The organism is Azospirillum sp. 11R-A (assembly GCF_049472615.1).
GTDB classification, from domain to species: Bacteria; Pseudomonadota; Alphaproteobacteria; order Azospirillales; family Azospirillaceae; genus Azospirillum; species Azospirillum palustre.
In genome coordinates this window covers 78,129-105,122 of the sequence record NZ_JBCEBL010000025.1, presented here as the reverse complement: position 1 = coordinate 105,122, position 26,994 = coordinate 78,129, and the positions used below count along the sequence as shown (strand labels likewise).

Here is a 26,994-nt window from a genome sequence, read left to right as displayed (position 1 = left end):
GGTGAGCGGCGGTCCGCCGGTCGTCATCGGCCATCCTCGCCCATCCGCCGCCGGGCCGCTGCGCGATGTCCTGGGCCGGCTGGGGGTTCGACGCCTCACGGTGGTGGATGGCGACGGGCTGGTGCAGGCGGCTGCCGATGCCGCGGCCGAGTCCCCGCAGCTTCTCCTTCTGCATGCCGGGCTGCCCGGCTTCGGTCCGGATCTCCTGGTGGGATTGCGGGAGATGGCGCAACTGCGTGACGTGCCCATCCTCGTCCTCGGCCGCTTTGCCAGCGGCTCCCGCCGGGCGGAGCTGATGCGGGCAGGAGCGACCGACCTGCTGGCGCGTCCGCTGACGCTGGCGGAACTGTCCGCCCGCCTGTCGGTGTATCTGGAGAGGCGCCGCCTCGACCGCTCCCTTCAGGAGGTTATCCGCAGCCTGCACAGCTACCATCACGGCGCCATGCAGCGGATGGCGCTGGCGCGGCAGATGCAATTGGGACTGCTGCCGGATGCCTCTGCCTGCCGGTCGTTGGAGGGACGCTACGGCATCGCGATGGACAGCCATTTCGAATCGAGTTCGGAGTTGGGCGGCGATCTGTGGGGTGCGCGTCCGCTCGATGACCGGCGCTTCGCCCTGTTTCTGTGCGACTTCACCGGCCACGGGGTGGCGGCCGCGCTGAACACCTTCCGGCTGCACGCGCTGCTGGCCCGCACCGACCTTCCGGCCGACGATCCGGCCGAGACGCTACGCACGTTGAACGGTCTGCTGGTCGGGCTTTTGCCGGAGGCGCAGTTCGCCGCGATGATCTATGCCGTGGTCGATGTCGGTGCCGACCGGCTGGTCTACGCCACCGCCGGCGCGCCGAAGCCGCTGGTCCGCCACAGGGACGGCGGGCTGGAGGTGGGGCCGAGTTGCGGTCTGCCCCTGGGCTTGGCGGGCGAGGCGCGATACCGCAACCACTGCCTGGATTTCCCGCCCGGCTCGACCCTGCTGCTGTTCAGCGACGCGCTGTACGAGGCGCGTGGCTGGGACGGCGAGATGTTCGGCTATGACGGCGTGACCGATCTGGTGCGGGGGCTCGGCGACGATGAACTGGAGCGTCCGTTGGGCCGTATGCTCGACCGCTATTTCGCGACCGTGCCCCGGCTGCTGGCCGACGATCTGACGGTGCTGTGGATCAGCCGGAGCGTCCGTCCGCGGTCCGGTCCAGATTGACGATGCCGACCACGCGGTTGCCGTTGCCGACAAAGGTGAGCTGGTCGAAACCGACCATGCGGGCCAGCGCGATGCCGCGGCCATGGGTGGCATCCGACTGCGAGGCATCGACCGACAGGTAGCGGTTGAAATCGAAGCCCGATCCCATGTCGGTGACGGTGAAGATGACGCGGCTGTCGGTGCGCTCGACATGCAAGGTGGCGTATTTTTCGCAATGTTCGGCCGAGGCCAGCCGCGCTTCGATCTCGCGCGCCAGCATGCCGCTGGCCTTCAGCCGTCCCTTTGCCTCGAATCCGATGCCGAGGTTGCCGTGTTCCACCGCGTTCACCAATATCTCCGACAGGCCGAAGGTCAGGCTGTGAGCGGTGGCGGCGACCGACGACAGGGTGATGGCAAGATTCTGCGCCTCCTGCGGGGTCCGGAAGCGGAAGCGCCCGTCGCGCAGCAGGCCGATGGCGTCGGAGCGTGACCGCAGGTCGCCTTGCAGGCTCTTCAACCTTCCGGTCGTCTCCTCCGCCGCACGGACGACGGAGCGCAGCAGGGCGCCGTCATAGGGCTTGATCAGGTAATAAAAGACGCCGGCACGGATCGCCGCGGCGATTTCGGAACTGCTGTCTGAGATGGTCTGGACGATGACGGGGATGTCGGCCAGATGCGGCTCGCGCTTCATCCGCTCGTACAGTTCCAGTCCGTCGCCGTCGGACAGCCGGCGGTCGAGCAGCACGACATGGATCGTCGATCCGCTGGCCGACAGGATCTCCCAGGCCTGCGCCTTCGTCTCCGCCTCCAGCGTTCGATAGCCGATGCGGGACAGATAGCCGGCGACGATGGCGCGGGTCATTTCCTCGTCATCGACGACCAGAGCGGTGACGGCATCGGCCATGGTCGGCGTGTACTCCAGCGGTTCGGGGCGCGATTTGGGAAATTCCATGGCATTTTACCGAAACCGCCGTAATCGCACAATCACCGGCGGCACTGCGTCGCAGCATTGCCAGTTGTAGACATCAATCGTCAGTCGCCACAAGCGCCACAGCTGCTTTCCGTGCCGCCGACAGTTCGTCGGCGACGCGTTCGCCCGCGGTGGCGGTCAGGGCGTCGAGGTCGCCACGGCGGGCAGCGTCGACCAGATGATGAGCGGTCTCCGCCATCCGGTCGAAGCCGACATTCGCGGCCGAGCCCTTCAGGATGTGGGCTTCCCGCTCGATTCCGGTGCGGTCGCCGCGTGCAATGGCTGCGCGCAGCAGATCGAGATGCTGCGGGCTGTCGCCGAAGAAGGTTTCGAGAAGCAGGGCGAAGCCGTCCTTGCCCAGCGCATCGCGCAGTTCCTCGATCTTCTCGGTGTTGACGGTGGCGGGTCCGGAATCCGCCTTCGGTGGCGATGCGGCTTGGCCGGCGCCGTCGCTCTTGCCGTCCGCCGCCGGAGGGATGAAGCGGGCGATGGTGTCCAGCAGCTTGCGGGCGTTGATCGGCTTGGACAGATAGTCGTCCATGCCGGCCTCCAGACAGATGGCGGCATCGCCCTGCATGGCATTGGCGGTCAGCGCCACGACGGGAATCCGGGCCGCCGTTCCGGACAGCTTGCGAATCCGCCGCGTTGCCGCCAGCCCATCCATCACCGGCATCTGGACGTCCATCAGGACGAGGTCGTACGGCCGGGCGGTCACCGCCTCCACCGCCTCCTCGCCGTTGGACACCGCTTCCGCGCTGACGCCGGCCCGGCGCAGCAGGGCCAGTGTCAGCTGCTGGTTGACCGGATTGTCTTCCGCCACCAGAACGCGGACGCGCGGCGTCGGCTGGCCGTTGGGGGCCGGATCGATTTTTGCGGCGGTCGGCGGCACCGCTGCCGGGCTGTCGATCGGACGCGGAATGACGTTCCCGGCGGCCGGACCACTCCCCGGCGCAGCATCGGGCCAGGACGCGGCCGGGGCGCCCGCCAGCGACAGCGCAGGCCGTTCCAGCAGGCGGGCGAGGCATTGGCACAGGGTGCTGAAGCGGATCGGCTTGGGCAGGTGGGTGTCCACCGGCGCCTGCTCCTGCCCTTCCAGCCTTTGCGAGGAGGCGAGCGCCAGCCGGATGCCGGCCAGTTCCGGTATGGTGCGGATACGCCGTGCCACTTCCGGTCCGGTCAGGCCGGGCATGCGGTGATCGAGGATCGCGGCATCGAAGGGCGTGCCGAGACGGGCGGCGGCGACCAGCCGGTCGAGCGCCTGCTCTCCACTCTCCGCCGTCTCGACGACGATGCCGAAGCCGTCGATCTGCCGGGTCAGCAGATCGCGGTTGACGGCGATGTCATCGACCAGCAGAAGGCGCCGTCCCGCCCAGTTGCCGATGGGGGCCGGCGGATGGGCGCTGCCGACACCGCGCTTCAGCGGAACGGACACCCAGAAGACGCTTCCCGTCCCCAGCTCGCTGTCCACGCCGATCCGGCCGCCCATCAACTCGGCCAGCCGCTTGCAGATCGCCAGTCCCAGACCGGTGCCGCCATGGCGCCGGGCGGGGGACGAATCGACCTGGGTGAACATGGCGAACAGGCGCGGCCGCTCCTCCTCCGGGATGCCGATGCCGGTGTCGCGCACCTCGAACCGGACGCGGACGCCGTCTTCCGCCTTGCCGGCGTCGGGACCGTCCGCTTCCTGCCGCTCGTCGGGCTCCTCGCTCAACAGGATGGTGACGCTGCCGGAATCGGTGAATTTCACGGCGTTGCCGGCAAGGTTCAACAGGATCTGCCGCAGCCTGCCGGCATCGCCCAGCAGGGGACCGCGCAGCCCCGGCGGCACGAAGCTGGCGAGGTCCAGTCCCTTGGCCGCGGCGCGCGGCGCCAGAATTTCCGCGACGCTCTCGACCATCGGCACCAGTTCGAACTCTCCAACCTCCAAATCCAACCGGCCGGCGTCGATCTTTGAGAAGTCGAGGATGTCGTTGATGATGACCAGCAGCGATTCGGCGGAATCGCGGATCGTCTCGGCATAGGTGCGCTGTTCGGCTTCCATCGGCGTGTCGAGCAGCAGCCCGGCCATGCCGATCACCCCGTTCATCGGTGTGCGGATCTCGTGACTCATCGTCGCGAGGAATTCCATCTTGATGCGCTGGCCGTCCTCCGCCCGCTCCTTGGCGTCGCGCAACGTATGCTCCAGCCGCTTCTCCTCGGTCAGGTCGCGCAGGATGGCGGCATAAAGCGGGCCGGCGGCGGTCTTGACCAAGGCCATCGAGTAGGCCAGCGGGAAGCTTTCCGTCCGATCCCCGGCATCGTCGGCCGCCACCCGCAGCGCGATGATCTCGCCGCGGGTAGCGAGGTCCATGGCGTGGCGGCCGCGCGCGATCTCCTCCAGCGCGCGGGAGATGCCGGACCGCCTGTCCGTCGGCAGGAAATCCACCACCGGCCGGCCGACAAGCTCGCCCGGCGCGCAGCGGAAGATGGCATGGGCGGCCGGGTTGGCCGCTTCGATCACGCCGTCCGGCCGCGCGGTGACGATGCCCTCCGCCGCGGTATCGACGATGGCGGACAGGCGGGCATTGGTCTCTTCCAGTTCCTTGCCCTGTTCGCGCTGTGCCGCAAGGGAGCGGGCCAGCAGCAGCCCGAACAGGCTGAGCAGCAGGATCATGCCGCCGGACAGCAGCGACGCCATCCGCAGATTGTCGCGCCAGGGGGCCAGAACCGTGTCCGTGCGCACGCTGACCGTCAGGATCAGCGGCCAGACCGGAGTCGTCCGGTAGGCGACGATTCGCGTTCCCGGGCCGGCGCCGACATCGGTCCCGGAGTGGCGGAACACGCCATATTCCGCCTGTGGCAGATAATGGCGGAACAGCGGGGTGGCGGCGAAGGACTTGGCGATCTCGTCCCCGATCTGCGGCTGGACGGTCAGCAGCGTGCCGTCATAGCGGTACAGCGCGATCCGGTCGCCCATTCCCGCGCCGGTGCCACCCTGCACCGCCCGGTACAGGCCCTGGAAGTAATCCGGATTGACGGTGGCGACGACGACCGCCTGCAGCGTGCCGTCTGCCTCACGCAGGGCGCGGCTCATCGGCAGCAGCCAGCGGCCCGACCGTTCGCCCGCCGGAGCGCGGTCGATCAGGCTGCGTCCGGGGCGTGGATCGCCGATGACCAGCCCGTTGCCCTGGGCAGCCGCCTGCAGTCGGAACACGTCCAGTTCCGTCAGATAGGTGGCGGCGGGGTAAGCACCTTCGGTGGTGGCGACGATCCGTCCGGTGCGGTCGAGCAGGGTCAGCCCGCGCAGGTGGGGCGACCGGCGCAGCCGGTCCGTCAGCATGGCCGTCACGTCGGGACCGGGCGCGCCGTCCTCCCCCGTCCAGTTGGCGTCCGACAGAGCGTCGACGATGGAGGACAGGGTCACGTCGACCGATTGCACCGTGCGGGTGGTCGAGACCTCCAGCGCCGCGGCGAGGCTGGCGAGGCTGGCCTCGGCCGAGTCGAGGGCCGCCTGGCGCGCGGTGATCAGCTGCTGGCCCTGGTTGATCAGCAGGGCGAAAACCGCAAGAAGGGCGAAGGCGATGACGCCGCCCCGCTTTTCGAAGAGACCCTTCAGATCCGCTTTGACTGGGGACGAGGACAGGGCGTTCGTTCCGGACGGTCAGATGTGGTGGAGCGACCAAGCCGCATGTTGCATGGGTCCGAACCCGTCCGTCATCTGCGGTCCGCAACCGGATCGCAGTCGGATCAATGCGCTGGGCCCAAGCTCTTGGTCGAAGTTTGCGTCTGGGACAATAGCAGCTACACACACCCGACGCCAAGCATCCGCTGCCGTTGCGAGCCGGTCGATGATAAGATACCGCTGCGGTTTTGCGGTCTTGCTTCCAGGTCGCAAAGAACAGAGATGGTTGGTTAACGAAAGGTGTGACATGGCGACGCGCGGCCTTTGGGCGGTCAGCTTCTCAATTCTGTCGGTTCTGTCGGTCGGAATCGTAGCGCCGACCATGGCGGCGGACGGGAGACTTCAGAAAATTGCAGAACAAAAGCAACTTCGTGTCTGCTCGTGGCCCGATTACTATGCGATCTCGTTCCGAAATCCACGCACCGGTGCGCTTGAGGGGCTGGATGCGGAACTGGCACAGGAATTCGCCAAGGATCTGGGCGTTCGCCTGACGGTGGTGGAAAGCAGCTTTCCCCGCTTCATCGAGGATTTGCTGGCCGACCGCTGCGACATCGGCATGTTCGCCATCGGCGCTACCCGTGCACGGGCGCAGCAGGTCGCCTTCAGCCAGCCCTATCTGCGCAGCGGCATCTATGCGGTGACCACCCAGACCAATGGCGGCATCCAGCGGTGGGAGGATCTGGACCGCACCGGCAATGTCGTGGTGGTGCAGAAGGACACCTACATGGACGGCTACGCCCGCTCCGCCATGAAGGCCGCGCGCATCGTCGCCGTCACCCGTCCGCAGGAGCGGGAGGAGGAGGTGCAGTCCGGCCGTGCCGACGCCTTCCTGACCGATTATCCCTATGGACAGCGCATGCTGGCCTTCCACCCCTGGGCACGGCTGATCGTGCCGGATGTGCCGGTGCAACCGACACCCTACGCCTATGCGGTGGCGCCGGGCGATGCAGCCTGGCTGGACCGGGTCAACACCTTCGTTGCCGCGATCAAGGCGGATGGACGGCTGGAGAGCATCGCCGCCCGCTACAAGCTGACCCCGATCGTGGCGCGGGACTGAGCCGCGTTGCACGAATGCGGCTGCGGGATAAATCCGGTCTAGGATGGGTAGAGAGGGCCATCCATCAACCCACCCATCAGCGGGGCCCATCCATCAACAGGGATTATGTCGATGATTCTGATCGGACAGTATGATTCGCCCTTCGTGCGTCGCGTCGCCATCGCTCTGCGCCTCTACGGCATGGCGTACGAGCATCGGCCATGGTCGGTCTTTTCCGACGCGGCAGAGGTCGCACGCTTCAACCCGCTGAAGCGGGTGCCGACGCTGGTGCTGGCGGATGGCGAGGTGCTGATCGAAAGCGGCGCCATCCTCGATCATCTCGACGAGGCCGCCGGACCGGACCGGGCACTGATCGCCCGCCAGGGGCCGGAGCGCCGACGGTCGCTGAAGCTCTCAGCGCTGGCGACGGGATTGGCCGACAAGGCGGTCAGCCTTGTCTACGAACGCGTCCTGCACAAGGAACGGTCCGATCTGTGGATGGAGCGCTGCACCGGCCAGATCGGTGCCGTCCTCGACGTGCTGGAGGCCGACCGCGCCGCCGCTCCCGGTCCCTGGTGGTTCGGCGACCGCATCGGCCATGCCGACATCGCCGCCGGCTGTGCCTTGCGCTTCGTCGGCGAAGCCCACCCAGCCGTGTTCGACCGCTCCCGCTGGCCGGCGCTCGCCGCCCATTCCGACGCCTGCGAGGCGATGGCGGAGTTCAAGGCGGTGGTGCAGCCCTTTTCGGTGAACGCCTGAGGCGTTGCCCCCTTCTCCGTGCATCGGCGCGGGAAGGGGGCTTGGTAAAGGCTATGGGGGGCTTACCGGTGGCCGCTGATCTCGGCGTGCAGCGGCTTGGTATCCTCGAACGTCTTCTGTTGTTCGGGCGTGGCTTCCTTCTGGTGCTTCTGCTTCCATTCGGAATAGGGCATGCCGTAGACGGCGATGCGGGCATCCTCGTCGGACAACTGGACGCCGCGTTCCTTGGCGGCCGCCGCGTACCATTTCGACAGGCAGTTGCGGCAGAAGCCGGCGAGGTTCATCAAGTCGATGTTCTGCACGTCGGTGCGCTTGCGCAGATGTTCGACCAGACCGCGGAAGGCGGCGGCTTCCAGTTCGACGCGGGTCTGGTGGTCCAGATCGGCCATGGGGTCTCAACTCCTCCAGTATTCTTGTTCAGTTACAGCTCCATGCGTTTACTATGAAACGCACGGAGCTATAGCTTTAAGTTTGACGATCGGATTCACGCGTCAAATCGAGTCCGATTTTACGCGATCCGATCTAAGAATGGGATGGCCGGTGCAGAGTGACCATCCGGCCATAGGGATGAAAATCGCGCGAACCGCCACCGCCGGCGATGGTGCGCACCACCGCCTCGAGGTCGATGGCGACGAAACCGGCCAGCGACTGGATCCCGTAATCGAACAGGCGCGGGGTCAGCGGCGTTCCGGGGCCGACCATCGCCACCTCCGCTCCCGCCGAAACCCGCAGCAGGCGGGGCAGGGTGCGGTTGGCGAAGGCCGACGCCGTGATGGCCACCGCATCGGCGCCCGGCAGCAGCCAGTCGCAGGCGGCCTCGGGGTACTCGCCGTCCTGCGGGTTCATGTCGATCACCTTGGCGCGGGGCAGGCGGCGGGCAAGCTGCGGGAATCCGCCGATCACCACGACCCGGCCCTCGACCGCGGCGAACAGGTCCAGTCCGTTGCCGGGGACGCCGGTCACCTCGGGACGGTTGTAATGCGCGTTCAGGGCGGCGACACCGACGGCGATCTCCAGCGGATCCCAGGACTGAGCGGCCATGGCGGCAAGATCGCGCAGGCTCCGCCCGGTCCAGCGCTGCGCATCGTCCTCAGCCGCCGGCGCCTGCCTTGCGGCGACGCCGAGGCCATCGGCGGTTTCCACCAGCACCCATTTGTCGCCGGTGACGACGCGGCGGACGTCGGCATCGGCGACGCCCTGCACCAGATCCTGGTACATCCGCTGCGGCCCCCACCAGCGCCAAAGCGCGTCGGCCACCGGCGAGAGCAGGTCGCAGAAGCCGCCGGTCGCGGTCTGCCATTCGTTGAGATAGCGGCTGCCGACGCTGGTCAGCACGGGAATGCCTTCGGCGATGGCGGCCAGCATCTCATCCGACAGGCCGTCGCCATGCGATTCAAGCCCGGCAAACTTGTTAACCACCAGCAGGTCGACGCCCGACGCGACGGCGTTGCGGATCGCTTGGCTGGCTTCCGCCACGCCGGTCGGATCGACGCGGCAGGACTGCGATTCCCGGCCCAGCTTCTGGGTGATGTCATAGGCGTGGCCGGTGGCGACATCGACCAGTTCCATCCGCTCGGCGCAATCGTCGCCCGGCCCGTGGTTGCGCTGGACCAGCCCGCCGACACGGAAGCCGCGCCGCTTCAGCTCCGCCGAAAAGCCGTCCAGCAGCGTATCGACGCCATAGGAGCCGGGGCCATGGATGACGGCGCCGGGACGCAGGGGCGGCAGAATCGCGGGGGGAAGCGGCATCGGGGCATGGACCTTTCGCGGGACGGCGGACGGGCGGCGATGGACGCCTCAGACGCCGCGGCGGATGCGGTAGACGAAGACCGTCTTGTGGATTTCGTCCGGCTGGGTTTCGTGCGACAGCAGCGCGTTGTCGGTCGTGTTGCAGAAATGCTTGAAGTCGATGACGGAGGCCGGATCGGTCGCGTAGACCACCAGCTCCTCCCCAGCCTCCATCCCGTTCAGCAGGGCGCGGGTGCGCAGGATGGGCAACGGGCAATGCAGCCCCTTCACGTCAAGCTCTCTCGCCGGCACCGCGCCCGCTCCACACTGGTTGAGGACAAAATCCTTACTGGACGTGTGACTGTAGCCGGTTCGTCTCCGCATCTCCAGACCGGCGGCGGGACGGCCGCATGCGCCGCGGTCGACCCTCGTCCGAAATTTTCCGGTCCCTGCGCTGTTGTACGGCGCAATCGCAAGGAATTTGCCCCGAGAAACTTTGACGAAAGGACTGCGGTCATGGCGAAGCGGCCGGGCAGCGATATGAGCGACAAGGTGGTTGTCATCACGGGCGCCTCCAGCGGCATCGGTCGGGCGACCGCGCTGGAGTTCGCCAGCCAGGGGGCCGCGGTGATCCTGGCCGCCCGGCGGATGGCGGCTCTGCACGAGGTGGCGGAGGAGTGCATCGAGGCCGGAGGCCGCGCCATGGTGGTGCCGACCGACGTAACCGACCAGCGCGCGATGCAGGCTCTGGCAGACCGTGCCATCCAGGCCTTCGGCGGCATCGATGTCTGGGTGAACAATGCCGGCGTCATCGCCTTCGGCCGTTTCGAGGACATCCCCGACGAGGTGTTCGAACAGGTGGTGCGCACCGACTTCTTCGGCATGGTCCATGGCTGCCGCGCCGTTCTGCCCCATTTCCTCGACCGCGGGGAGGGCATCGTCATCAACACCGCGTCGATGGTGTCCAACATCGGCCAGCGCTATGCCACCCCCTACACGGCGGCGAAATTCGCCGTGCGCGGTTTCTCCGAATCCCTGCGGCAGGAGCTGGTGGACGAGCCAGACATCCATGTCTGCATGGTCATGCCGGCCTCCATCGACACCCCGCTGTGGCAGCATGCCGCCAACTACACCGGCCGGGCAATCAAGCCGCTGAACCCGATCCACCCGCCGGAGGAGGTCGCCGCGGCCATCCTGTCGCTGGCGGCCAATCCCCAGCGCGAGCTGTTCGTCGGCGCCGAGGGGCGTCTCGCCGCCGTCGGCAACGCCATGGCGCCGCAGATGACCGAGCGAGCGCTCGCTCATACCATCGAGCGCGACATGTTCCAGAACCGCTCCGCCCCCGACACCTCGGGCGGCGTGCTGACGGCCATGCCGGAATACCAGGGCGCCAGCGGCGGCTGGATGGAACGGCAGCCGGAGCACGGCAGGGGCAGAGGCCGGGGCCGGGAGGAGGGGCGAGGGCGTGCCTTCTCCTGGACCAACCTGACCCTGTTCCTGCTGCCGGTGGTGCTGGCCAGCCGTCCTCTGGCGGGCAGGGCGATGCGCCACATGTGACGATTGATCGGCAGGGCGCTTGATCCGGCGGTCCGGAGCCGTTATACGCTCGCCCCTTTTCCGGTGCGGCGGCTGGCCGCACCGGTCATCCGGGCAGGAGGCGGGACATGACGGCGTGCGGGCTCGATTTCGGCACCTCGAACACGACGCTGGGCGTACAGGATGCGGACGGCTTCCGGCTGCTGGCGCTGGACGGCACGCGGACGACCCTGCCGACCGCGGTGTTCTTCGACTTCGAACATGACCGGACCACCATCGGCCAAGCCGCCATCGACGGCTATGTGTCGGGGGTGGAGGGGCGGCTGATGCGCTCGATCAAGTCGATGCTCGGCACCGACCTGATCGACGCCGACACCGCACTCCGCAAGGGCCGCATCAGCTTCCGCGCGGTGATCGGCACCTTCCTCGATCTGGTGAAGAAGCGGGCGGAGGATGCGCTGGGCGAGGAACTGGGCGACGTCGTCGTCGGCCGCCCGGTCCATTTCGTCGATGGCGACCCGGCCGGCGATGCCGCGGCGGAAGAGACGCTGGGCCGGATCGCGCAGGCCGCCGGCTTCCGCAACGTCTCCTTCCAGTTCGAACCCATCGCCGCCGCCCTCGACTACGAGCAGCAGGTGGCGGGCGAGGAACTGGCGCTGATCGCCGACATCGGCGGCGGCACGTCGGACTTTTCCGTCGTCCGCATCGGGCCGGACCGGCGCGGCAAGGCGGACCGGGCCGGCGACATCCTGGCCAACGACGGCATCCGCGTCGGCGGCACCGATTTCGACCGTGACCTCAGCCTCGCCACCGCCATGCCCGAGCTGGGGCTGGGCAGCGCGATGAAGCGCGCCGGGCTGCTGGCGCCGAAGAGCATCTATTTCGATCTGGCCACCTGGTCGAAGATCAATTTCCTCTACACCGCCAAGGCGATGGCCGAGCTGGAGCGCCTGCAACGCGATTCCGCCGAGCCGGAGAAGATCGAGCGCCTGATCGGCGTGGTCGAACATCGCCAGGGCCATGCGCTGGCGATGGCGGTGGAGCGCACCAAGATCGCCCTGTCCGACCATGAGGCGACGCAGCTGGCGCTGGATTGGGGCGACGGGGACCTTGCCCTGGCGGTGGATCGGCAGGCGCTGAACCGCGCCACCGGCTCGCTGGCGGCCCGCATCGGCACACGCATCCGCGACTGCCTGTCCGACGCAGGCGTGACCGCCGACCGCATCGACGCGGTGTTCCTGACCGGCGGCTCCACCCTGCTGCCCCAGGTCCGCGCGGCGATCCTGGCCGAGGCGCCGGGCGCGCGGGTGGTGGAAGGCAACATCTTCGGCTCCGTCGGCCTGGGGCTGACGGTGGAGGCGTTGCGGCGCTACGGATGAACGGGACGGGGTGGGAGGCGACCTCCCACCCCTGACCGGTCACTGCACGACGATGCGCGGTGCCGCACGGCCGCCGGTGCCGCCGCCGATCTTCTCCCACAGGCGCATCGCGATCCGGCGATAGGCCTGGGCATGCTCGGAGTCCGGCTGCGACACCACGATGGGCTGGCCCTGGTCGGAGGTCTCGCGGATCGACAGGTGAAGCGGGATCTCGCCGAGGAACTCCATGCCCAGATCGTCGGCTTCCTTGCGGGCGCCGCCGTGGCTGAAGATGTCGGTGCGGTGGCCGCAGTTGGGGCAGCAGAAATAGCTCATGTTCTCGATGATGCCCAGCACGGGTACATCGACGCGGCGGAACATGTTCAGCCCCTTGCGGGCATCCAGCAGGGCGATGTCCTGCGGGGTGGAGACGATCACCGCACCCGCCAGCGGAACCTGCTGGGCCATGGTCAGCTGGGCGTCGCCGGTGCCCGGCGGCATGTCCACCACCAGCACGTCGAGGGTGCCCCAGTTCACGTCGCGCAGCATCTGCTGCAACGCGCTCATCACCATCGGTCCGCGCCAGATCATCGGCGTGTCCTCGGCGACCAGGAAGCCCATGGACATCACCTTGACGCCGAAATTCTCCATCGGCTCCAGGCGCTTGCCGTCGGGGCTGTTCGGCCGGCCGGCGATCCCCATCATGCGCGGCATCGACGGGCCGTAGATGTCGGCGTCGAGCAGGCCGACCTTCAGCCCGTTCGCCGCCAGCGCCAGCGCCAGATTGGCCGAGGTGGTCGACTTGCCGACGCCGCCCTTGCCGGACGCCACCGCGACGATGGCCTTCACGCCGGGAACCAGCGGCTTCTGCGGGTCGCCCTGCGGCGCTCCCTGCGGTGCCCCTCCATGGGAATGGCCATGGGAGTGGCCGTGCTGCCCACCATGCGAATGCGTGTGGCTCTGTGCCGCACCCTGCGGTGCCGCGCGATGGGCGGTCAGTACCGCGGTGACCGAAAGGACGCCGGGCAGGGCATCGACCGCCTTCTCGGCGGCGTGACGCAGAGGCTCGGCCTGGGCGCCGCGCTTGGGGTCCACTTCGATGGAAAAAGCGACATGCCCGTCGCGCACCACGAGGCCCGACAACATGCCCAAACTGACGATGTCGCCGCCCCGGTCCGGGTCGATGACGGTCTTCAGCGCCTGCATGACTTGAGCTTCGCTGATCTGCGCCATGGTTGAAAACTCCGCTGTCTTCCCGATATTGGCGGATATCCGTTGGTGGAATCCTTGCCGAAGGGTATGGGGGACTATAGGACCGACGGACGAGATCGGTAAAGGGATGCGCGGGGCTTAAGCCATTGCGCTTCCACATGATGGGACGAATCGCAGAAGGGGGACAGAGTCGGATGCCGTGGAACAATCAAGGTGGGGGCGGAGGTGGCGGCCCCTGGGGTCCCCCGCCGGGCAACAATGGCCCGGGCAACCCGTGGGGCCGTCCCCAGGGCGGAGGAAATGGCGGCGGTGGCGGCGGCCCGCAGCCTCCCGACCTTGAGGATCTTCTGCGGCGCAGCCAGGATCGCCTGCGGCGCGCCATGCCCGGCGGCTTCGGCAGCGGCCGCGGCGTGGCGCTGGTTGCCGGCGTGCTCGGCCTGATCTGGCTCGCCAGCGGCATCTACCGCGTCGAGGCGGACGAGCAGGGCGTCGTCATGCGCTTCGGCGAGTGGACCCGCACCGAACAGCCCGGCCTGCGCTACCGCCTGCCGTCGCCGATCGAGACGGTGCTGCTGCCCAAGGTGACGCGCGTCAACCGCATCGAGGTCGGTTACCGGTCCTCCGTCGGCGGCGGCCGCAACGACCGCGACGTGCCGGACGAGTCGCTGATGCTGACCGGCGACGAGAACATCGTCGACATCGACTTCACGGTGTTCTGGGTCATCAAGGACGCCGGCAACTTCCTGTTCAAGATCCGCGAGCCGGAAGTGACGGTGAAGAAGGCCGCCGAGAGCGCCATGCGCGAGGTCATCGGCCGCACCGACCTGCAGCCGGCGCTGACCGAAGCGCGCCAGCAGATCGAAACCTCGACCCGCCAGCTTCTCCAGACCATGCTGGACGAGTATCAGGCCGGCATCGAGATCACCCAGGTCCAGTTGCAGAAGGCCGATCCGCCGCAGCCGGTCATCGACGCGTTCAACGACGTGCAGCGTGCCCGCGCCGACCGCGAACGCGCCCGCAACGAGGCGGAAGCCTACCGCAACGACATCATCCCGCGCGCCCGCGGCGAGGCGGAGCGGCTGGTGCAGGAGGCCTCGGCCTACCGCGAGCAGGTGGTCAGCCTGGCGCAGGGCGACGCCGACCGCTTCCGCAAGGTTTACGAAGCCTATGCGCTGAGCAAGGACGTCACGTCCAAGCGCATGTATCTGGAGACCATGGAGGAGATCTTCCGCGGCCGGAACAAGATCATCGTCGAGGGTTCGGCGCAGAACGTCGTGCCCTATCTGCCGCTGAACCAGCTGGCCCCGAATGCCACGCCGGCCCCGCAGCAGGCGCCGCGTCAGGCTCCGTCCAACCAGGGCGGCAACCAGGGGGGCGCGCGATCCGGCACGCAGACGCAGCCGCTGTCCGCGCTGCCTCAGAATTCTTCCCAGAACCCGTCAATGTCCGGCCAGTGAGGAGGATCGCATCATGAAACGCACCCTCGCCATCGCCGGTATCGCCATCGTCGCCCTCGGCGTCATCGCGTCGTCCGCCCTGTTCACCGTCAACGAGGCCCAGCAGGCGCTCGTCCTGCAGTTCGGCGAGCCGCGCCGGGTGATCCAGGATCCGGGCCTGAAGGTGAAGATCCCCTTCATCCAGGAGGTCCGGCTGCTCGACCGCCGCGTCCTCGACCTCGACCCGCCGGTGGAGCAGGTCATCCTGGCCGACCAGAAGCGCCTGGATGTCGATGCCTTCGCCCGCTACCGCATCCACGACCCGCTGCGCTTCTACCAGACCGCCGGGACCGAGGCGGTGGCCGAAACCCGCCTGAACTCCATCGTCAACTCGGCCCTGCGCCGCGTGCTCGGCAACGTCACGGTGCTGGCCGTGCTGTCGGACGAACGTGCCCGCATCATGACCGACATCAAGGGGCAGGTGAACGACGAGGCCAAGCGCTTCGGCATCGAGATCGTCGATGTCCGCATCCGCCGCGCCGACCTGCCGGAGGAGACCAGCCAGTCGATCTTCGCCCGCATGCGGTCCGAGCGTGAACGCGAAGCGTCCGAGGCCCGCGCCCAGGGCCAGGAGCAGTCGCAGCAGATCAAGTCGCGTGCCGAACGCGAGCGCACGGTCATCATCGCCGAGGCCCAGCGCGACGCGCAGATCCTGCGCGGTGAAGGCGACAACAGCGCGTTGAAGCTGATCGCCGAGGCGACCTCGCAGGATCCCGCCTTCTACGGCTTCTACCGGTCGCTTGAGGCCTATCGCAAGTCGCTGAACGGCAACGACACCACCATGGTGCTGTCGCCGACCGGTGAGTTCTTCCGTTACTTCAACGGCGCCGGCCCGCAGGTCGGCGGTGGTGCCCCGGCACCCGCATCGGCTCCGGCACCGGCCCCCGCGCCGGCCGCTCCGGCGCAGTAACGCCGCGCGACAGGGTCGAAACGGCTTGCGGCCGGATCGGGGTTTCCCCCGGTCCGGCCGCAATGCTGTCGGGCCGGGCGAGCCGATGGACCTGTGGTCCGCAGCAAGAGTTCAAAAGAAAACTCCGGCCTTAAGTTTTCCACTGGTGCCGACTGGACCGGCACGCCATCTTGCGGCCATACTCTTGGCCCAACACATATATGGCCCAGAACTGGGCGGCCGCTCCCGTCCATGGAATCGGCCGGACGTCTGGTAGGGAGAGCACGTTGATTCGCATACCCAACTTCGAACCCGCCACGCGCGGCGCCGTGGCCGAGGCCCGGCCTCGCAAGGCGGGCGTCCGGCCGCTCGTTGCCGCGATCGTCTGGGGCATGACGTCGGTCATGGCCGGCGGCGCCGTGATGGGCGGCATCGCCGCCGCTCCGGCCCAAGCTCAAGCTGCAACGCCGAACCGCAATGCGCCCGGCAGCTTCGCCGATCTGGCGGAAAAGCTGCTGCCGGCGGTCGTCAACATCTCCACCAGCCAGAACGCGCCGCAGCGTCCGCAGGGCCAGCGGCCGGAGATCCCGCAATTCCCGCCGGGCTCGCCCTTCGAGGACTTCTTCAAGGACTTCTTCGACCGCCAGCAGCAGCAGGACCAGCCGCAGCGCAAGGCGACGTCGCTCGGTTCCGGCTTCATCATCGACGCCAAGAACGGCTATGTGGTCACCAACAACCACGTCGTTCAGGACGCCGACGAGATCACCGTCATCCTGCAAGACGATACCAACATCAAGGCGGAGCTGGTCGGCAAGGACAGCAAGACCGATCTCGCCCTGCTGAAGATCAAGACCAGCCACCCGCTGGTCGCCGTTCCCTTCGGCGACAGCGACGCCATGCGTGTCGGCGACTGGGTGCTGGCCATCGGCAACCCGTTCGGCCTCGGCGGGTCGGTCACCGCCGGCATCATCTCGGCGCGCCAGCGCAACATCGACGCTGGCCCGTACGACGATTTCCTCCAGACCGACGCCTCGATCAACCGCGGCAATTCCGGCGGCCCGATGTTCAACCTGAACGGCGAGGTCATCGGCATCAATACCGCCATCTTCTCGCCGTCGGGCGGGTCGGTCGGCATCGGTTTCGCCATTCCGTCCAACCTCGCCAAGCAGGTGGTGGCGCAGCTGAAGGACTATGGCAAGACCCGTCGCGGCTGGCTGGGCGTGCGTATCCAGGCGGTGACGCCGGAGATCGCCGAAAGCCTGGGCCTGCCCGGCCACAAGGGCGCGCTGGTCGCCTCCGTCACCCCCGACGGCCCGGCCGCCAAGGGCGGCATCCAGGCCGGTGACGTCGTGACCAGGTTCGATGGCCGCGAAATCGACGAGATGCGCCGCCTGCCGCGCGTCGTCGCCGAAACCTCCATCGACAAGGCCGTCCCGGTCGAAGTGTGGCGCAAGGGTAAGTCGCAGACCGTCCAGGTCAAGGTCGGCGAGCTTGAGGCCGCAGAGGAACAGGGTCTGCTCGCCGCCGGTCCGGACGAGAAGCAACCGCCGAAGGACAAGGCCCCGGCCCAGAAGCCGACCGAATCCCTCGGCATGAAGCTGACCGCCATCACCCCGGAACTGCGCCAGCAGTACGAGATCAAGCCCGACATGAAGGGCGTGGTCATCACCGACGTGGCGGGCAACTCCACCGCGGCGGAAAAGGGCCTGCGCGCCGGCGACGTCATCATCGAGGTCGGCCAGGAAGAGGTCCGCAAGCCCGAGGACGTGACCGCCAAGGTCCAGAAGGCCAAGGAGCAGAGCAAGAAGTCGGTGCTGCTGCTGGTCGACCGCAAGGGCGACCTGCGCTTCGTGGCGATCCCGCTCAGCTGATCGTCTGCGGGCAATTAAGAAGGGCGCCGGCGGGAAACCGCCGGCGCCCTTTTCGTTTGTGGGCAGTGGGAGAAGGGGCTGGCCGCGCGCCTATGCTCCGTCCAGCAGCATCGCCAGGGCGACGGCGCCGGCAAGCAGGGCGCATAGGGTGGCGACGATGGCGAGGCTGCGCAGGTACTGGAGGAACTCGCCCTGTTTCCAGGCACTGCGTCCCAGCAGCACAAGATAGCCCGCCATGGCGGCGGCGATGATCTGCCAGCCCATCCTGTCCTCATCCTCTCTTCGCCGGGTGGCGGAAGCCGGCGGAAATGCGCATGCACGACCGGGCAGGGTCAAGGCTACGACGGCGGCGGCGGCCTCTTCTATGTCGAAAGTACGGACGTTCCATTCGGGGTATCTGTTGGCGTCATCCCGTCGGCAGTGATCGGAGCAACCCGATGTGAGAATTTTGCGGTATTGATTGCTTAGGAGATACGCTCATACGCAAATAAGTGGTGGTTAACAAAACAGTTAATGCCTTTGCGCATAACAATGTTCGCTGCTGTGATATCTTTGGATCCGGAAATCTTGGAGAGGCTTTGCGCATATGCCCAATGCGTTCTTCTTTTAACTCCGGAGAGTGGTACCGTAGGACACGACACGGGGGTAACCTCCCCCTAAATAACGGCCTGCCGAAGCTATCGAGGGGTAATCGCCGAATCGCCAATGCGTCGGGACCTTCCTCTGTACAACGGCCTCCACCCTGGCCACGACGTCATGACGATCGACTAAAATTGCGGGAGCGGACGATGGACTCAGTGCGCGCTTTTCTTATCGACTCGAACAAGCTGTTTCGCGAGGGGCTGAAGCGCCTGCTCGACGATTCGCCCTTCCAGATCGTCGCCGAGGCGGGAAACCTGCGGGAGGCGCTGGGTTCGGTCGAGAACGGCATTCGGCCTCAGCTGGTCCTTCTTGACCTGCAGAATGGCGGCGACGAGGAAGCCGACGGCATGCGCCGCCTGCGCGCCCTGCTGCCGGACACCCGGCTGGTCATTCTGACCAGCGACCTGTGCACCCGCCGCCTGGCGAACGCGCTGGAAGCCGGTGCCGACGGCTATCTGATGAAGGACCTGTCGTCCGACGCGCTGGCGCAGTCGCTGAAGCTGGTGATGATGGGCGAGAAGGTGTTCCCGACCCATCTGGCGGCTCTGCTGATCTCCGGCCGGGTCAACGGCAACGGCACCGAGATGCCGGTGTCGCGCAAGGGCCTGTCGCAGCGTGAGGTGCAGATCCTGCGTTGCCTGCTGAACGGCGACAGCAACAAGATGATCGCCAACCACCTGAACATCACGGAAGCCACCGTGAAGGTTCACCTGAAGAGCCTGCTGCGCAAGATCAACGCCTCCAACCGCACCCAGGCCGCCATCTGGGCGCTGAACAACGGCATCGGCGGCGAGCTTGCCGGCGCCAATGTCGTCGCGGCGGCGGCGAACCAGTAACCCCGCGCTCGTCCATTGCCCCCGTTCCCACCTTTCCTGCCTGCACTTTATTGCTCGTAGGGAGGGTGGGGGACGAGGCCGTCATTGCATGACATGAATTGCCCGCCTGAATGAAGGCGGGCTTTTTCATGGCATCACCTCATCGGATCAGATCGGCAGCCGGATCACCGCGCGCAGGCCGCCGTATGGGCTGTCGTCCAGCGTGATGTCGCCGCCGTGGCTGCGCGCCACGTCGCGTGCGATGGTCAGCCCCAGGCCCGAGCCGCCGGTGTCGAGGTTGCGGCTGCTGTCGACGCGGAAGAACGGCTTGAACACGTCGTCGCGCAGATAGGCGGGAATACCGGGGCCATCGTCATCCACCGTGATCTCGATGGTGCCGCCCTCGCGTTCGGCCTTGACCCAGGCGGAGCCGGCATGGCGACCGGCATTGACCAGCAGGTTGGCGATACAGCGGCGGACCGCGTTGGGCCGCAGCGGAAGGGACAGCCCCTCCGGTGCGGTCAGCGTTACCTCGGTTCCCTCGCGCCGGGCACCGGCGGCGACCTCGTTCAGCAGGCGGGTCAGGTCGGTCGGCTGCACCGCCTCGGTCCCCTCGCCGCGGGCGAAGGCGAGGTAGCCTTCGATCATCTCCTCCATTTCGGCGACATCGGCCTTCAGTTCCTCCACCTCGGGGTCGAGGTCGGGATCCTCGATCATGTCGAGCGCCAGTTTCATCCGGGTCAGCGGCGTGCGCAAATCGTGGCTGACGCCGGCCAGCATCTCGGTTCGCTGGTTGATCTGGCGCTGGATGCGCTCGCGCATCAGCAGGAAGGCGGATGCCGCCTGCCGTACCTCCGTCGCCCCCTCCATCTTGAAGTTGGAGACGTCGCGTCCCTTGCCCAGCGCATCGGCGGCAATCGCCAGCCGCTTGATCGGCCTGATCTGGTTGCGCATGAACAGGATGGCGACGGCGAACAGCACGATGGCCGACCCGACCATCCACAGAATGAAGATGTAGCTGGTGGGCGTGAACAGCCGGCGCTCCGGCGACATCACCGAGAGCACGCCGTCGGCCATCTGCACCCGGATCTCGTACCATTCATGGGCGACGCGGGTGTTTATCGTGAAGGGGCGGCCGACCCGGTCCTCCAGCGCCTTGCCCAGCGTGCGTTCCAGCAGGCCGCCGAGCAGGCCGCTCTGCTGGCGACGCTGCTCCGGCAGGATCTGGCCAGGCTCCAGCGTGACGATCAGGTCGGTGGTGCGGGCGGCGGTGGCCAACGTCCAGTCGCGCCCCTCCGGCGTCGGGTCGTGTTCCAGCACGGCGATGACGGTGGCGATGTCGCCGGCAACCCCATAGGCCAGCCGGTTCGTCACCGTGTCCCAATGCCGATCGTAGAAGATCCAGGTCGCCACCGCCTGGGCCAGGATCACCGGCGTGACGATGATCAGCAGGGACCGTCCGAACAGGGTGCGCGGCAGAAACCTCTTCAGGAACGGCGTACGCCGCCGCCGTTCGGCCCGGCGGACCGCCGCCCGCTTGGCCGCTGCATTGTCGGCCCCGGCCTGCCCGCTCGCCGTCACGGATCGGGCCTCAGCACATACCCCTCGCCGCGGACGGTGTGGAGGTAGCGCGGCTCGCGCGGGTCGGCCTCGATCTTGCGGCGCAGGCGTGTGACCTGGACATCGACGGTGCGGGCATTGCCGGCGACCTTGCTGCGTTCGGTCAGCTCGTCGCGCGTAAAGGTGATGCCGGGCGAGGTGGCGAGGATGCGCAGCAGGCTGGCCTCCGCCGTGGTCAGGCGGATCACCTCGTCGCCCTGGCGCAACTCGTCCCGGTCGGGCAGATAGGTGAGTGGACCGAGCCGGACCGGAGCCGCCGGCGGCGCCGTCGGTTCCGGCGGGCGTGCCGCCTGCCGGCGCAGGATGGAGTTGATGCGCAGCAGCAGTTCGCGCGGGTTGAAGGGCTTGGCGAGATAGTCGTCGGCCCCGGCTTCCAGCCCGGCGATGCGGTCGTCCGGCTCGTCGCGGGCGGTCAGCAGCAGGATCGGCAGGTCCCGCTCGCGCCGGAGCGATTCGGTCAGCGACAGCCCCGATTCGCCCGGCATCATGATGTCGAGCACCAGCAGGTCGAAGGCCAGCCCGCCCAGCTGTGCCCGCGCATCGGCGGCGTCGCGGGCGGTGCTGACCAGAAAGCCGTTGCCGGCGAGGTATTTGCGCAAGAGTTCGCGCAGGCGGGTGTCGTCGTCGACGACCAGGATGTGGGGCTGATCTTCGGTCATGGCCGGACTATAACGCGGCTCCCCGCAATCGACATAGAGGTGCCTGCCGAACATATCTTGGGTATGCATGGCGGGCAGTCGTGTAAGCGCTTGGCCGTTTTGGCCTTGATCCGTGTTAACCTCCATGTGCCCTCCGCTGAGGGCCGAGAGACACGAGGAGCGATCACGATGGCCGACCACCACAGGTCCAACGACCCCCGGGACCTGGACTCCCAAGACCTCGCCGACATGACCCGTGCCTTCCTGGCGAAGGGCGGGAACATCGTTCAATGCCCACCTGGCGCTTCTGAAAACGTGGTGTACCGCAAGGGCGGCTTCCGCCGCCGCAATCCCAACGAGGCGAAGACGGCCGCTGAAAAGCCGGCCGACGGCGCAACCGAAGCAAAGCCGACCGAGGCAACGCCGACGGAGGCCCAAACCGCAGCTCCGGTGGAGACCATCGAATCGAAAGCCGGCTGATCCGCTACGACATTTTCCGGATCAGCGTTTGACGGCAAGACGGGCAGGGGGAACGGGCGGTGCGAATTTCGCCCGGTCCTCCTCGTCCAGCATGCCCATCATCACCTTGCGGAAACCTTCCACCGCCTCGGCCCCCGCCATGCGATAGGCACGGGCGATGCGCTGACGCTGGGTCTCGGACAGCTGGCGCTCCAGCTCCACACCCTTTTCCGTCAACTCCAGCAGCCGCTGCCTTCGGTCACGGGCACCGGTCTGCTGGTCGATGAAGCCCTGGCGGACCAACTCGCCCAGCACGCGCGACAGGCTCTGCTTGGTGATCTTCAGGATCGCCAGCAGTTCCGACACCGTGATCTTCGGATAACGGCCGACGAAGTAGATCACGCGGTGATGCGCGCGGCCGAAGCCGATCTCCGCCAGAATTTCGTCCGGTTCGGCGGTGAATTCGCGATAGGCGTAGAAAAGCAGCTCCATCCCGGTGCGGAGTTCCTCCTCGCGGAGGAAGAGCTGGTTCACGCCCGCTTTAAGGTCAGCCATGGCGACGCGGTTGGTTCGATTTATTCTAATTAGGACAGTAACTCAGACATAAACAATCGTGCGCCCGGTTACAAGAACAAGCTCGTTCTGGAAACCGGCTTTTCCTCCCGCGCTCAGGCGCTGCCGATCAAGATGCCGGTGCCGAAGACGAGCAGCCCGCCGACCACCACCTGGAACGCGGCGGACAGCAGCGGCGTGTCCATGTAACGGTTGCGGATCCAGGCGATGACGGCCAGTTCCACCGCCACCACGGCGATGGCGACGGCGGTCGCCGTCCAGAAATGCGGGATCAGATAGGGCAGGGCGTGGCCCAGCCCGCCCAGCGTGGTCATGGCGCCGCAGACCAGACCGCGCAGCCACGGGCTGCCGCGCCCGGTCAGCGACCCGTTGTCGGACAGCGCCTCGGCGAAGCCCATCGAGATGCCGGCGCCGATGGAGGCGGCGAGGCCGACCAGAAAGGTCTCATGGCTGCTTTGGGTGGCGAAGGCAGCGGCGAACAGCGGGGCCAGCGTGGACACCGACCCGTCCATCAGCCCGGCCAGACCCGGCTGGACGATCTGCAGGAGGAACAGGCGCCTTTCCGATTCGTGCTCCTGCTCGCGCACCTGGGGCGAGACGTATTTCGCCTCCAGCCGCTCGGCCTTGGCCTCGTGCCGCCGCTCCTCCTCCGCCAGGTCGCCCAGAAGCTGGCGGATTGCGGTGTCCTGCGACCGCTCGGCGGCGCGGGTGTAGAAGCGCTTGGTTTCCGCCTCCATCAATTCGGCCTGCCGCCGCACGGTGTCGACCCCCAGCGGGCGGGTCAGCCAGACCGGCTTGCGCTCGACGAAGCCCTTCACGTCCTGGCGACGGATCAGCGGGATGTGGTCGCCGAATCGTGCCTGGAACAGTTCCAGCAGCCGATGGCGGTGCCCGCTTTCCTCCGACGCCATCGCGCGGAACAGCTTGGCGGTGTCGGGGTAATTGTCGGCAAGACCGTGGGCGAACTCGTCGTAGATGCGGCTGTCCTCCTCCTCCAGCGCGATGGCGAGTGCCAGCAGCTCCTTTTCCGTCAGGTCCGAGAAGTTCTTCATGGGGGTCAGGCCTTCGCCGCGGGGAGTTGGTGTGTTGCAAATGATGCTATTCCGGAAAGGGGCATTCGCAACATGGCACTTCGTATGGTCCGGCTCCGCCAAGGATGTGATCCGGCTTTGCCGGAGGGCGTCCGACGGGCCTCCGCCGGGGGACTGCTACAAGATGTCTCTTATGGCTTTCGGGGGGCGATGTGCCGGTCGGGTGAGTGGAATTTCCGCAGCGGGCTTGCTATGGGCTTTGGTCACGAGAGGCCAAGAACGTTCCGCAAGTTCCCATATAAAGCCGAGACAAGAAGGAAACGACCATGACCGCCAACCGGAAGCTGATCGCCGGAAACTGGAAGATGAACGGGTTGAAGGCCGACGCGCTGGATCTCGCCTCCGACCTCGCCGGCCGGCTGAAGGGCGCCGGGCCGGTCGCTTTCGACATGCTGGTCTGCCCTCCCTTTCCGCTGTTGTTCCCGGTGGGCGAGGCGATCGCCGACAGCCCGCTGGCGCTGGGCGGCCAGGACTGTGCGCCGAAAACCTCCGGCGCCCACACCGGCGACGTTGCACCGACCATGCTGAAGGACGCCGGCTGCCGCTTCGTCATCCTCGGCCATTCGGAGCGCCGCGCCGACCATGGCGAGAGCGATGCCGTGGTGAATGCCAAGGCGGTGGCCGCCCACAAGGAGGGCCTCGTCGCCATCGTCTGCGTCGGCGAGACCGAGGGGCAGCGCGATGCCGGTCAGGCCAACGCCGTGGTGTCGGGCCAACTGGCCGGTTCCATTCCCGCCGGTGCGACGGCGGAGAACACCGTCATCGCCTATGAGCCGGTCTGGGCCATCGGCACCGGCAAGACCGCAACCCCGGACGATGTGAAGGCGATGCACGCCCATATCCGCGCCGAGCTGGACGGCAAGATCGCCGGGTCCGCCAAGGTCCGCATCCTCTATGGCGGCTCGGTCAAGCCGAGCAATGCGGCGGAGCTGATGGCGGTGGAGAATGTCGACGGCGCTCTGGTCGGCGGTGCGTCGCTGAAGGCCGACGATTTCTGGGCCATCGGCACCGCCTGCCGCTGACGCCGGCCTTCCCTTGCGGCATGGCGCGCAATCGGTGTCAGCCATGCCGCCAACGGATAAGGCTCAGGTATTTTGGCGCTGGCATATCGCGCGATGGCGCGGTACAAACAATGGGCGCGSGCCACGGGCCCTTAAGACGGCCTGTGGCGCGCTATTCGATTTTTGGGATGGTGTGGGGTGAGCATCGCATGGAATCGGTGATTCTGGTCATTCATCTGCTGATCGCCGTCGGGCTGGTCGGTGTGATCCTGATCCAGCGGTCGGAAGGCGGCGGGCTCGGCATCGGCGGCGGCACGATGGGCGGCATGATGAGCACCCGCGGCACGGCCAACCTGCTGACGCGGACCACCGGCATTCTGGCGGGCTGCTTCTTCGCCACCAGCATCGTGCTGGCGATCCTGGCCGGCGGCCATTCGCGCCCGGCGTCGATCATCGACACGCTGCCGGCGAGCCCGGCGGCCCCGGCCCAGCCGGTCGCTCCGGCCCAACCCGCGCCGCCGGTGTCCCAGTAACGGGACAGTTCCCAGCGCACGGGTGCGAAGCGGACAGCGAGGCGGCCTCCCCGAAGCCGCCTCTTTCTTTTGAGGGTTGATTGCGGCTGACGCCGCGGCGGCCCTCCGGGGACTGGAACATTCGCCCCCATCGGGGGACATGGAAACTCCGCCCCCTCTGGGGACATGGCAAATCCGTCCCCTCTGGGGACATGGAACAGCTCTCAAGCTCTTCGGACGGACATGACTCGCTACATCTTCATCACCGGTGGCGTCGTTTCTTCGCTGGGCAAAGGTCTGGCATCGGCGGCGCTTGGGGCGCTTCTCCAGACGCGCGGCTACAAGGTGCGGCTGCGCAAGCTGGACCCGTACCTGAACGTCGATCCCGGCACGATGAGCCCGTATCAGCACGGCGAGGTCTTCGTGACCGACGACGGGGCCGAGACGGACCTTGACCTCGGCCATTACGAGCGCTTCACCGGCGTGTCGGCCCGCAAGGGCGACAACATCACCACCGGCCGCATCTACTCCACCGTGATCGCGAAGGAGCGTCGCGGCGATTACCTGGGCGGCACCGTCCAGGTCATTCCGCACATCACCGACGAGATCAAGGAGTTCATCCGCGCCGACGCCACCGACGAGGACTTCGTCCTCATCGAGATCGGCGGCACGGTGGGCGATATCGAGTCGCTGCCCTTCCTGGAGGCGATCCGCCAGTTCGGCAACGAGGTCGGCCAGGAGAACGTGCTCTACATCCACCTGACGCTGCTGCCCTACATCCCGACCGCCGGCGAGCTGAAGACCAAGCCGACCCAGCATTCGGTGAAGGAACTGCTGAGCGTCGGCATCCAGGCCAACATTCTGCTGTGCCGCGCCGACCGTCCTATTCCGGAGAACGAGCGCAAGAAGATCGCGCTATTCTGCAACATCCGTCCGGAGCGGGTAATCGCGGCGCTTGACGTCGACTCGATCTACCAGGTGCCGATCAGCTACCATGAGGAAGGCTTCGACACCCAGGTCCTGAGCTATTTCGGCCTGCCGACCGACAAGGAGCCGGACCTGTCGCGCTGGACCCGCATCATGGATCGGGTGCGCAAGCCGCAGGGCGAGGTCACCATCGCGGTGGTCGGCAAGTACATCAGCCTGCTCGACAGCTACAAGTCGCTGGCCGAGGCGCTGACCCATGGCGGCATCGCCAACAACGTCAAGGTCAACCTCGACTGGATCGATTCGGAGATCTTCGAGGACGACGATGCTGCGGTGAAGCGGCTGGAGAACGTCCATGGCATCCTGGTGCCGGGCGGCTTCGGCTCCCGCGGCACGGAAGGCAAGATCCGGGCGGCCCAGTTTGCGCGTGAGCGCAAGGTGCCGTACTTCGGCATCTGCTTCGGCATGCAGATGGCGGTGATCGAATCCGCCCGCAACATGGCGAAGATCGAGGATGCCGGTTCCACCGAGCTGGGCAAGCCGGGCAACCCGGTCGTCGGCCTGATGACGGAGTGGATGCGCGGCAACACGCTGGAACGCCGTGCCGAAGTCGGCGATCTGGGCGGCACCATGCGTCTGGGCGCCTATCCGGCCAAGCTGCTGGACGGCAGCAAGGTCGCCGAGATCTACGGCACCACCGACATCTCCGAACGGCACCGTCACCGCTATGAGGTGAACGTGTACTACAAGGAGCGTCTGGAGCGCTGCGGCATGAAGTTCAGCGGCCTGTCGCCGGACGGGGAACTGCCGGAGATCGTCGAGATCCCCGACCATCCCTGGTTCATCGGCGTGCAGTTCCACCCGGAACTGAAGTCCAAGCCGTTCGAGCCGCACCCGCTGTTCACCGCATTCATCAAGGCGGCCATCGATCAGAGCCGGCTGGTCTGACCTTTTCGGACTGACCGTCCTCGGCTACGGAAGCCCCGCCCTCACCGGCGGGGCTTTTTGCTGCCGGCAACCTTC

The 26,994-nt window shown here is 67.1% G+C and carries 24 protein-coding genes; 13 read left to right on the top strand and 11 right to left on the bottom strand.

What is annotated here, in order from left to right; genetic code table 11:
• Window position 1: 1 nt before the first annotated feature.
• Complete coding sequence (locus VH569_RS27000) at window positions 2-1,198, top strand: PP2C family protein-serine/threonine phosphatase (RefSeq protein WP_423319388.1); 1,197 nt, start codon at window positions 2-4, stop codon at window positions 1,196-1,198.
• Here the strand turns inward: VH569_RS27000 and VH569_RS26995 are convergent.
• Both VH569_RS26995 and VH569_RS26990 read right to left on the bottom strand, forming a co-directional pair.
• Window positions 1,161-2,129 carry a response regulator gene (locus tag VH569_RS26995; RefSeq protein WP_423319386.1) on the bottom strand — a complete coding sequence of 323 codons (969 nt, stop codon included), beginning with the start codon at window positions 2,127-2,129 and terminating at the stop codon, window positions 1,161-1,163. The two genes, VH569_RS27000 and VH569_RS26995, sit on opposite strands and share 38 nt — an antisense overlap.
• A gap of 73 nt (window positions 2,130-2,202) precedes the next feature.
• A complete protein-coding gene (locus VH569_RS26990) occupies window positions 2,203-5,565 on the bottom strand; it encodes a response regulator (protein ID WP_423319384.1) in 3,363 nt (1,120 codons plus the stop codon).
• A 490-nt stretch (window positions 5,566-6,055) separates the two neighbouring features.
• On the opposite strand from VH569_RS26990, the gene VH569_RS26985 reads away from it, so the two are divergent.
• Window positions 6,056-6,865 carry a substrate-binding periplasmic protein gene (locus VH569_RS26985; protein WP_423319382.1) on the top strand — a complete coding sequence of 270 codons (810 nt, stop codon included), beginning with the start codon at window positions 6,056-6,058 and terminating at the stop codon, window positions 6,863-6,865.
• Window positions 6,866-6,976: 111 nt separating this feature from the next.
• Window positions 6,977-7,603 carry a glutathione S-transferase family protein gene (locus VH569_RS26980; RefSeq protein ID WP_423319380.1) on the top strand — a complete coding sequence of 209 codons (627 nt, stop codon included), beginning with the start codon at window positions 6,977-6,979 and terminating at the stop codon, window positions 7,601-7,603.
• Window positions 7,604-7,665: 62 nt separating this feature from the next.
• On the opposite strand, the gene VH569_RS26975 is transcribed toward VH569_RS26980, so the two are convergent.
• From VH569_RS26975 to VH569_RS26965, 3 genes are all read right to left on the bottom strand, one after another.
• Window positions 7,666-7,992, bottom strand: coding sequence for a DUF1244 domain-containing protein (locus VH569_RS26975; RefSeq protein WP_423319378.1), 327 nt, complete (start codon window positions 7,990-7,992; stop codon window positions 7,666-7,668).
• A 133-nt stretch (window positions 7,993-8,125) separates the two neighbouring features.
• Complete coding sequence (locus VH569_RS26970) at window positions 8,126-9,352, bottom strand: DUF2478 domain-containing protein (protein ID WP_423319377.1); 1,227 nt, start codon at window positions 9,350-9,352, stop codon at window positions 8,126-8,128.
• 48 nt (window positions 9,353-9,400) lie between these two features.
• Complete coding sequence (locus VH569_RS26965; protein ID WP_377809308.1) at window positions 9,401-9,622, bottom strand: sulfurtransferase TusA family protein; 222 nt, start codon at window positions 9,620-9,622, stop codon at window positions 9,401-9,403.
• A 225-nt stretch (window positions 9,623-9,847) separates the two neighbouring features.
• On the opposite strand from VH569_RS26965, the gene VH569_RS26960 reads away from it, so the two are divergent.
• The gene (locus VH569_RS26960) at window positions 9,848-10,888 is read left to right on the top strand and encodes an SDR family oxidoreductase (RefSeq protein WP_377809309.1); all 1,041 of its coding nucleotides are present in this window, start codon (window positions 9,848-9,850) and stop codon (window positions 10,886-10,888) included.
• Window positions 10,889-10,995: 107 nt separating this feature from the next.
• Window positions 10,996-12,246 carry an Hsp70 family protein gene (locus VH569_RS26955; RefSeq protein WP_423319375.1) on the top strand — a complete coding sequence of 417 codons (1,251 nt, stop codon included), beginning with the start codon at window positions 10,996-10,998 and terminating at the stop codon, window positions 12,244-12,246.
• Window positions 12,247-12,285: 39 nt separating this feature from the next.
• Here the strand turns inward: VH569_RS26955 and apbC are convergent, their stop codons facing one another.
• Window positions 12,286-13,458 carry an iron-sulfur cluster carrier protein ApbC gene (gene apbC / locus VH569_RS26950; protein ID WP_423319373.1) on the bottom strand — a complete coding sequence of 391 codons (1,173 nt, stop codon included), beginning with the start codon at window positions 13,456-13,458 and terminating at the stop codon, window positions 12,286-12,288.
• A gap of 173 nt (window positions 13,459-13,631) precedes the next feature.
• Between apbC and hflK the strand changes: the two genes are divergently transcribed.
• From hflK to VH569_RS26935, 3 genes are all read left to right on the top strand, one after another.
• Window positions 13,632-14,894 carry an FtsH protease activity modulator HflK gene (gene hflK / locus VH569_RS26945; RefSeq protein WP_423319371.1) on the top strand — a complete coding sequence of 421 codons (1,263 nt, stop codon included), beginning with the start codon at window positions 13,632-13,634 and terminating at the stop codon, window positions 14,892-14,894.
• Window positions 14,895-14,907: 13 nt separating this feature from the next.
• On the top strand, window positions 14,908-15,843 hold the full coding sequence (hflC, locus tag VH569_RS26940) for a protease modulator HflC (RefSeq protein WP_423319369.1): 936 nt from the start codon (window positions 14,908-14,910) through the stop codon (window positions 15,841-15,843).
• 200 nt (window positions 15,844-16,043) lie between these two features.
• A complete protein-coding gene (locus VH569_RS26935) occupies window positions 16,044-17,693 on the top strand; it encodes a DegQ family serine endoprotease (RefSeq protein ID WP_423319367.1) in 1,650 nt (549 codons plus the stop codon).
• Between the two features lie 90 nt (window positions 17,694-17,783).
• Here VH569_RS26935 and VH569_RS26930 read toward each other — a convergent pair whose 3' ends face one another.
• Window positions 17,784-17,957, bottom strand: a complete 174-nt coding sequence (locus tag VH569_RS26930) for a hypothetical protein (RefSeq protein WP_199235437.1) — start codon at window positions 17,955-17,957, stop codon at window positions 17,784-17,786.
• A 524-nt stretch (window positions 17,958-18,481) separates the two neighbouring features.
• On the opposite strand from VH569_RS26930, the gene VH569_RS26925 reads away from it, so the two are divergent.
• A complete protein-coding gene (locus VH569_RS26925) occupies window positions 18,482-19,171 on the top strand; it encodes a LuxR C-terminal-related transcriptional regulator (RefSeq protein WP_423319365.1) in 690 nt (229 codons plus the stop codon).
• 147 nt (window positions 19,172-19,318) lie between these two features.
• Here VH569_RS26925 and VH569_RS26920 read toward each other — a convergent pair whose 3' ends face one another.
• Together VH569_RS26920 and VH569_RS26915 are read right to left on the bottom strand one after the other, a co-directional pair.
• Entirely contained in the window at window positions 19,319-20,731 is a 1,413-nt protein-coding gene (locus VH569_RS26920) for an ATP-binding protein (protein ID WP_423319363.1), read from the bottom strand.
• Window positions 20,728-21,429, bottom strand: coding sequence for a response regulator (locus VH569_RS26915; RefSeq protein ID WP_098739701.1), 702 nt, complete (start codon window positions 21,427-21,429; stop codon window positions 20,728-20,730). The genes VH569_RS26920 and VH569_RS26915 overlap by 4 nt, the downstream gene beginning before the upstream one ends.
• 168 nt (window positions 21,430-21,597) lie before the next feature.
• Between VH569_RS26915 and VH569_RS26910 the strand changes: the two genes are divergently transcribed.
• Window positions 21,598-21,888 carry a hypothetical protein gene (locus VH569_RS26910; protein WP_423319362.1) on the top strand — a complete coding sequence of 97 codons (291 nt, stop codon included), beginning with the start codon at window positions 21,598-21,600 and terminating at the stop codon, window positions 21,886-21,888.
• A gap of 21 nt (window positions 21,889-21,909) precedes the next feature.
• Here VH569_RS26910 and VH569_RS26905 read toward each other — a convergent pair whose 3' ends face one another.
• Together VH569_RS26905 and mbfA are read right to left on the bottom strand one after the other, a co-directional pair.
• A complete protein-coding gene (locus tag VH569_RS26905) occupies window positions 21,910-22,422 on the bottom strand; it encodes a MarR family winged helix-turn-helix transcriptional regulator (protein WP_098739700.1) in 513 nt (170 codons plus the stop codon).
• 113 nt (window positions 22,423-22,535) lie between these two features.
• Complete coding sequence (gene mbfA, locus VH569_RS26900; protein WP_423319359.1) at window positions 22,536-23,492, bottom strand: iron exporter MbfA; 957 nt, start codon at window positions 23,490-23,492, stop codon at window positions 22,536-22,538.
• A 305-nt stretch (window positions 23,493-23,797) separates the two neighbouring features.
• On the opposite strand from mbfA, the gene tpiA reads away from it, so the two are divergent.
• The 3 genes from tpiA to VH569_RS26885 all read left to right on the top strand — a co-directional run bounded on the left by tpiA (window position 23,798) and on the right by VH569_RS26885 (window position 26,919).
• Complete coding sequence (tpiA, locus tag VH569_RS26895; RefSeq protein ID WP_423319357.1) at window positions 23,798-24,553, top strand: triose-phosphate isomerase; 756 nt, start codon at window positions 23,798-23,800, stop codon at window positions 24,551-24,553.
• Between the two features lie 188 nt (window positions 24,554-24,741).
• Complete coding sequence (gene secG / locus VH569_RS26890) at window positions 24,742-25,065, top strand: preprotein translocase subunit SecG (protein ID WP_423319355.1); 324 nt, start codon at window positions 24,742-24,744, stop codon at window positions 25,063-25,065.
• 222 nt (window positions 25,066-25,287) lie between these two features.
• Window positions 25,288-26,919, top strand: coding sequence for a CTP synthase (locus tag VH569_RS26885; protein ID WP_109050325.1), 1,632 nt, complete (start codon window positions 25,288-25,290; stop codon window positions 26,917-26,919).
• The last annotated feature ends 75 nt before the right edge of the window (window positions 26,920-26,994 follow it).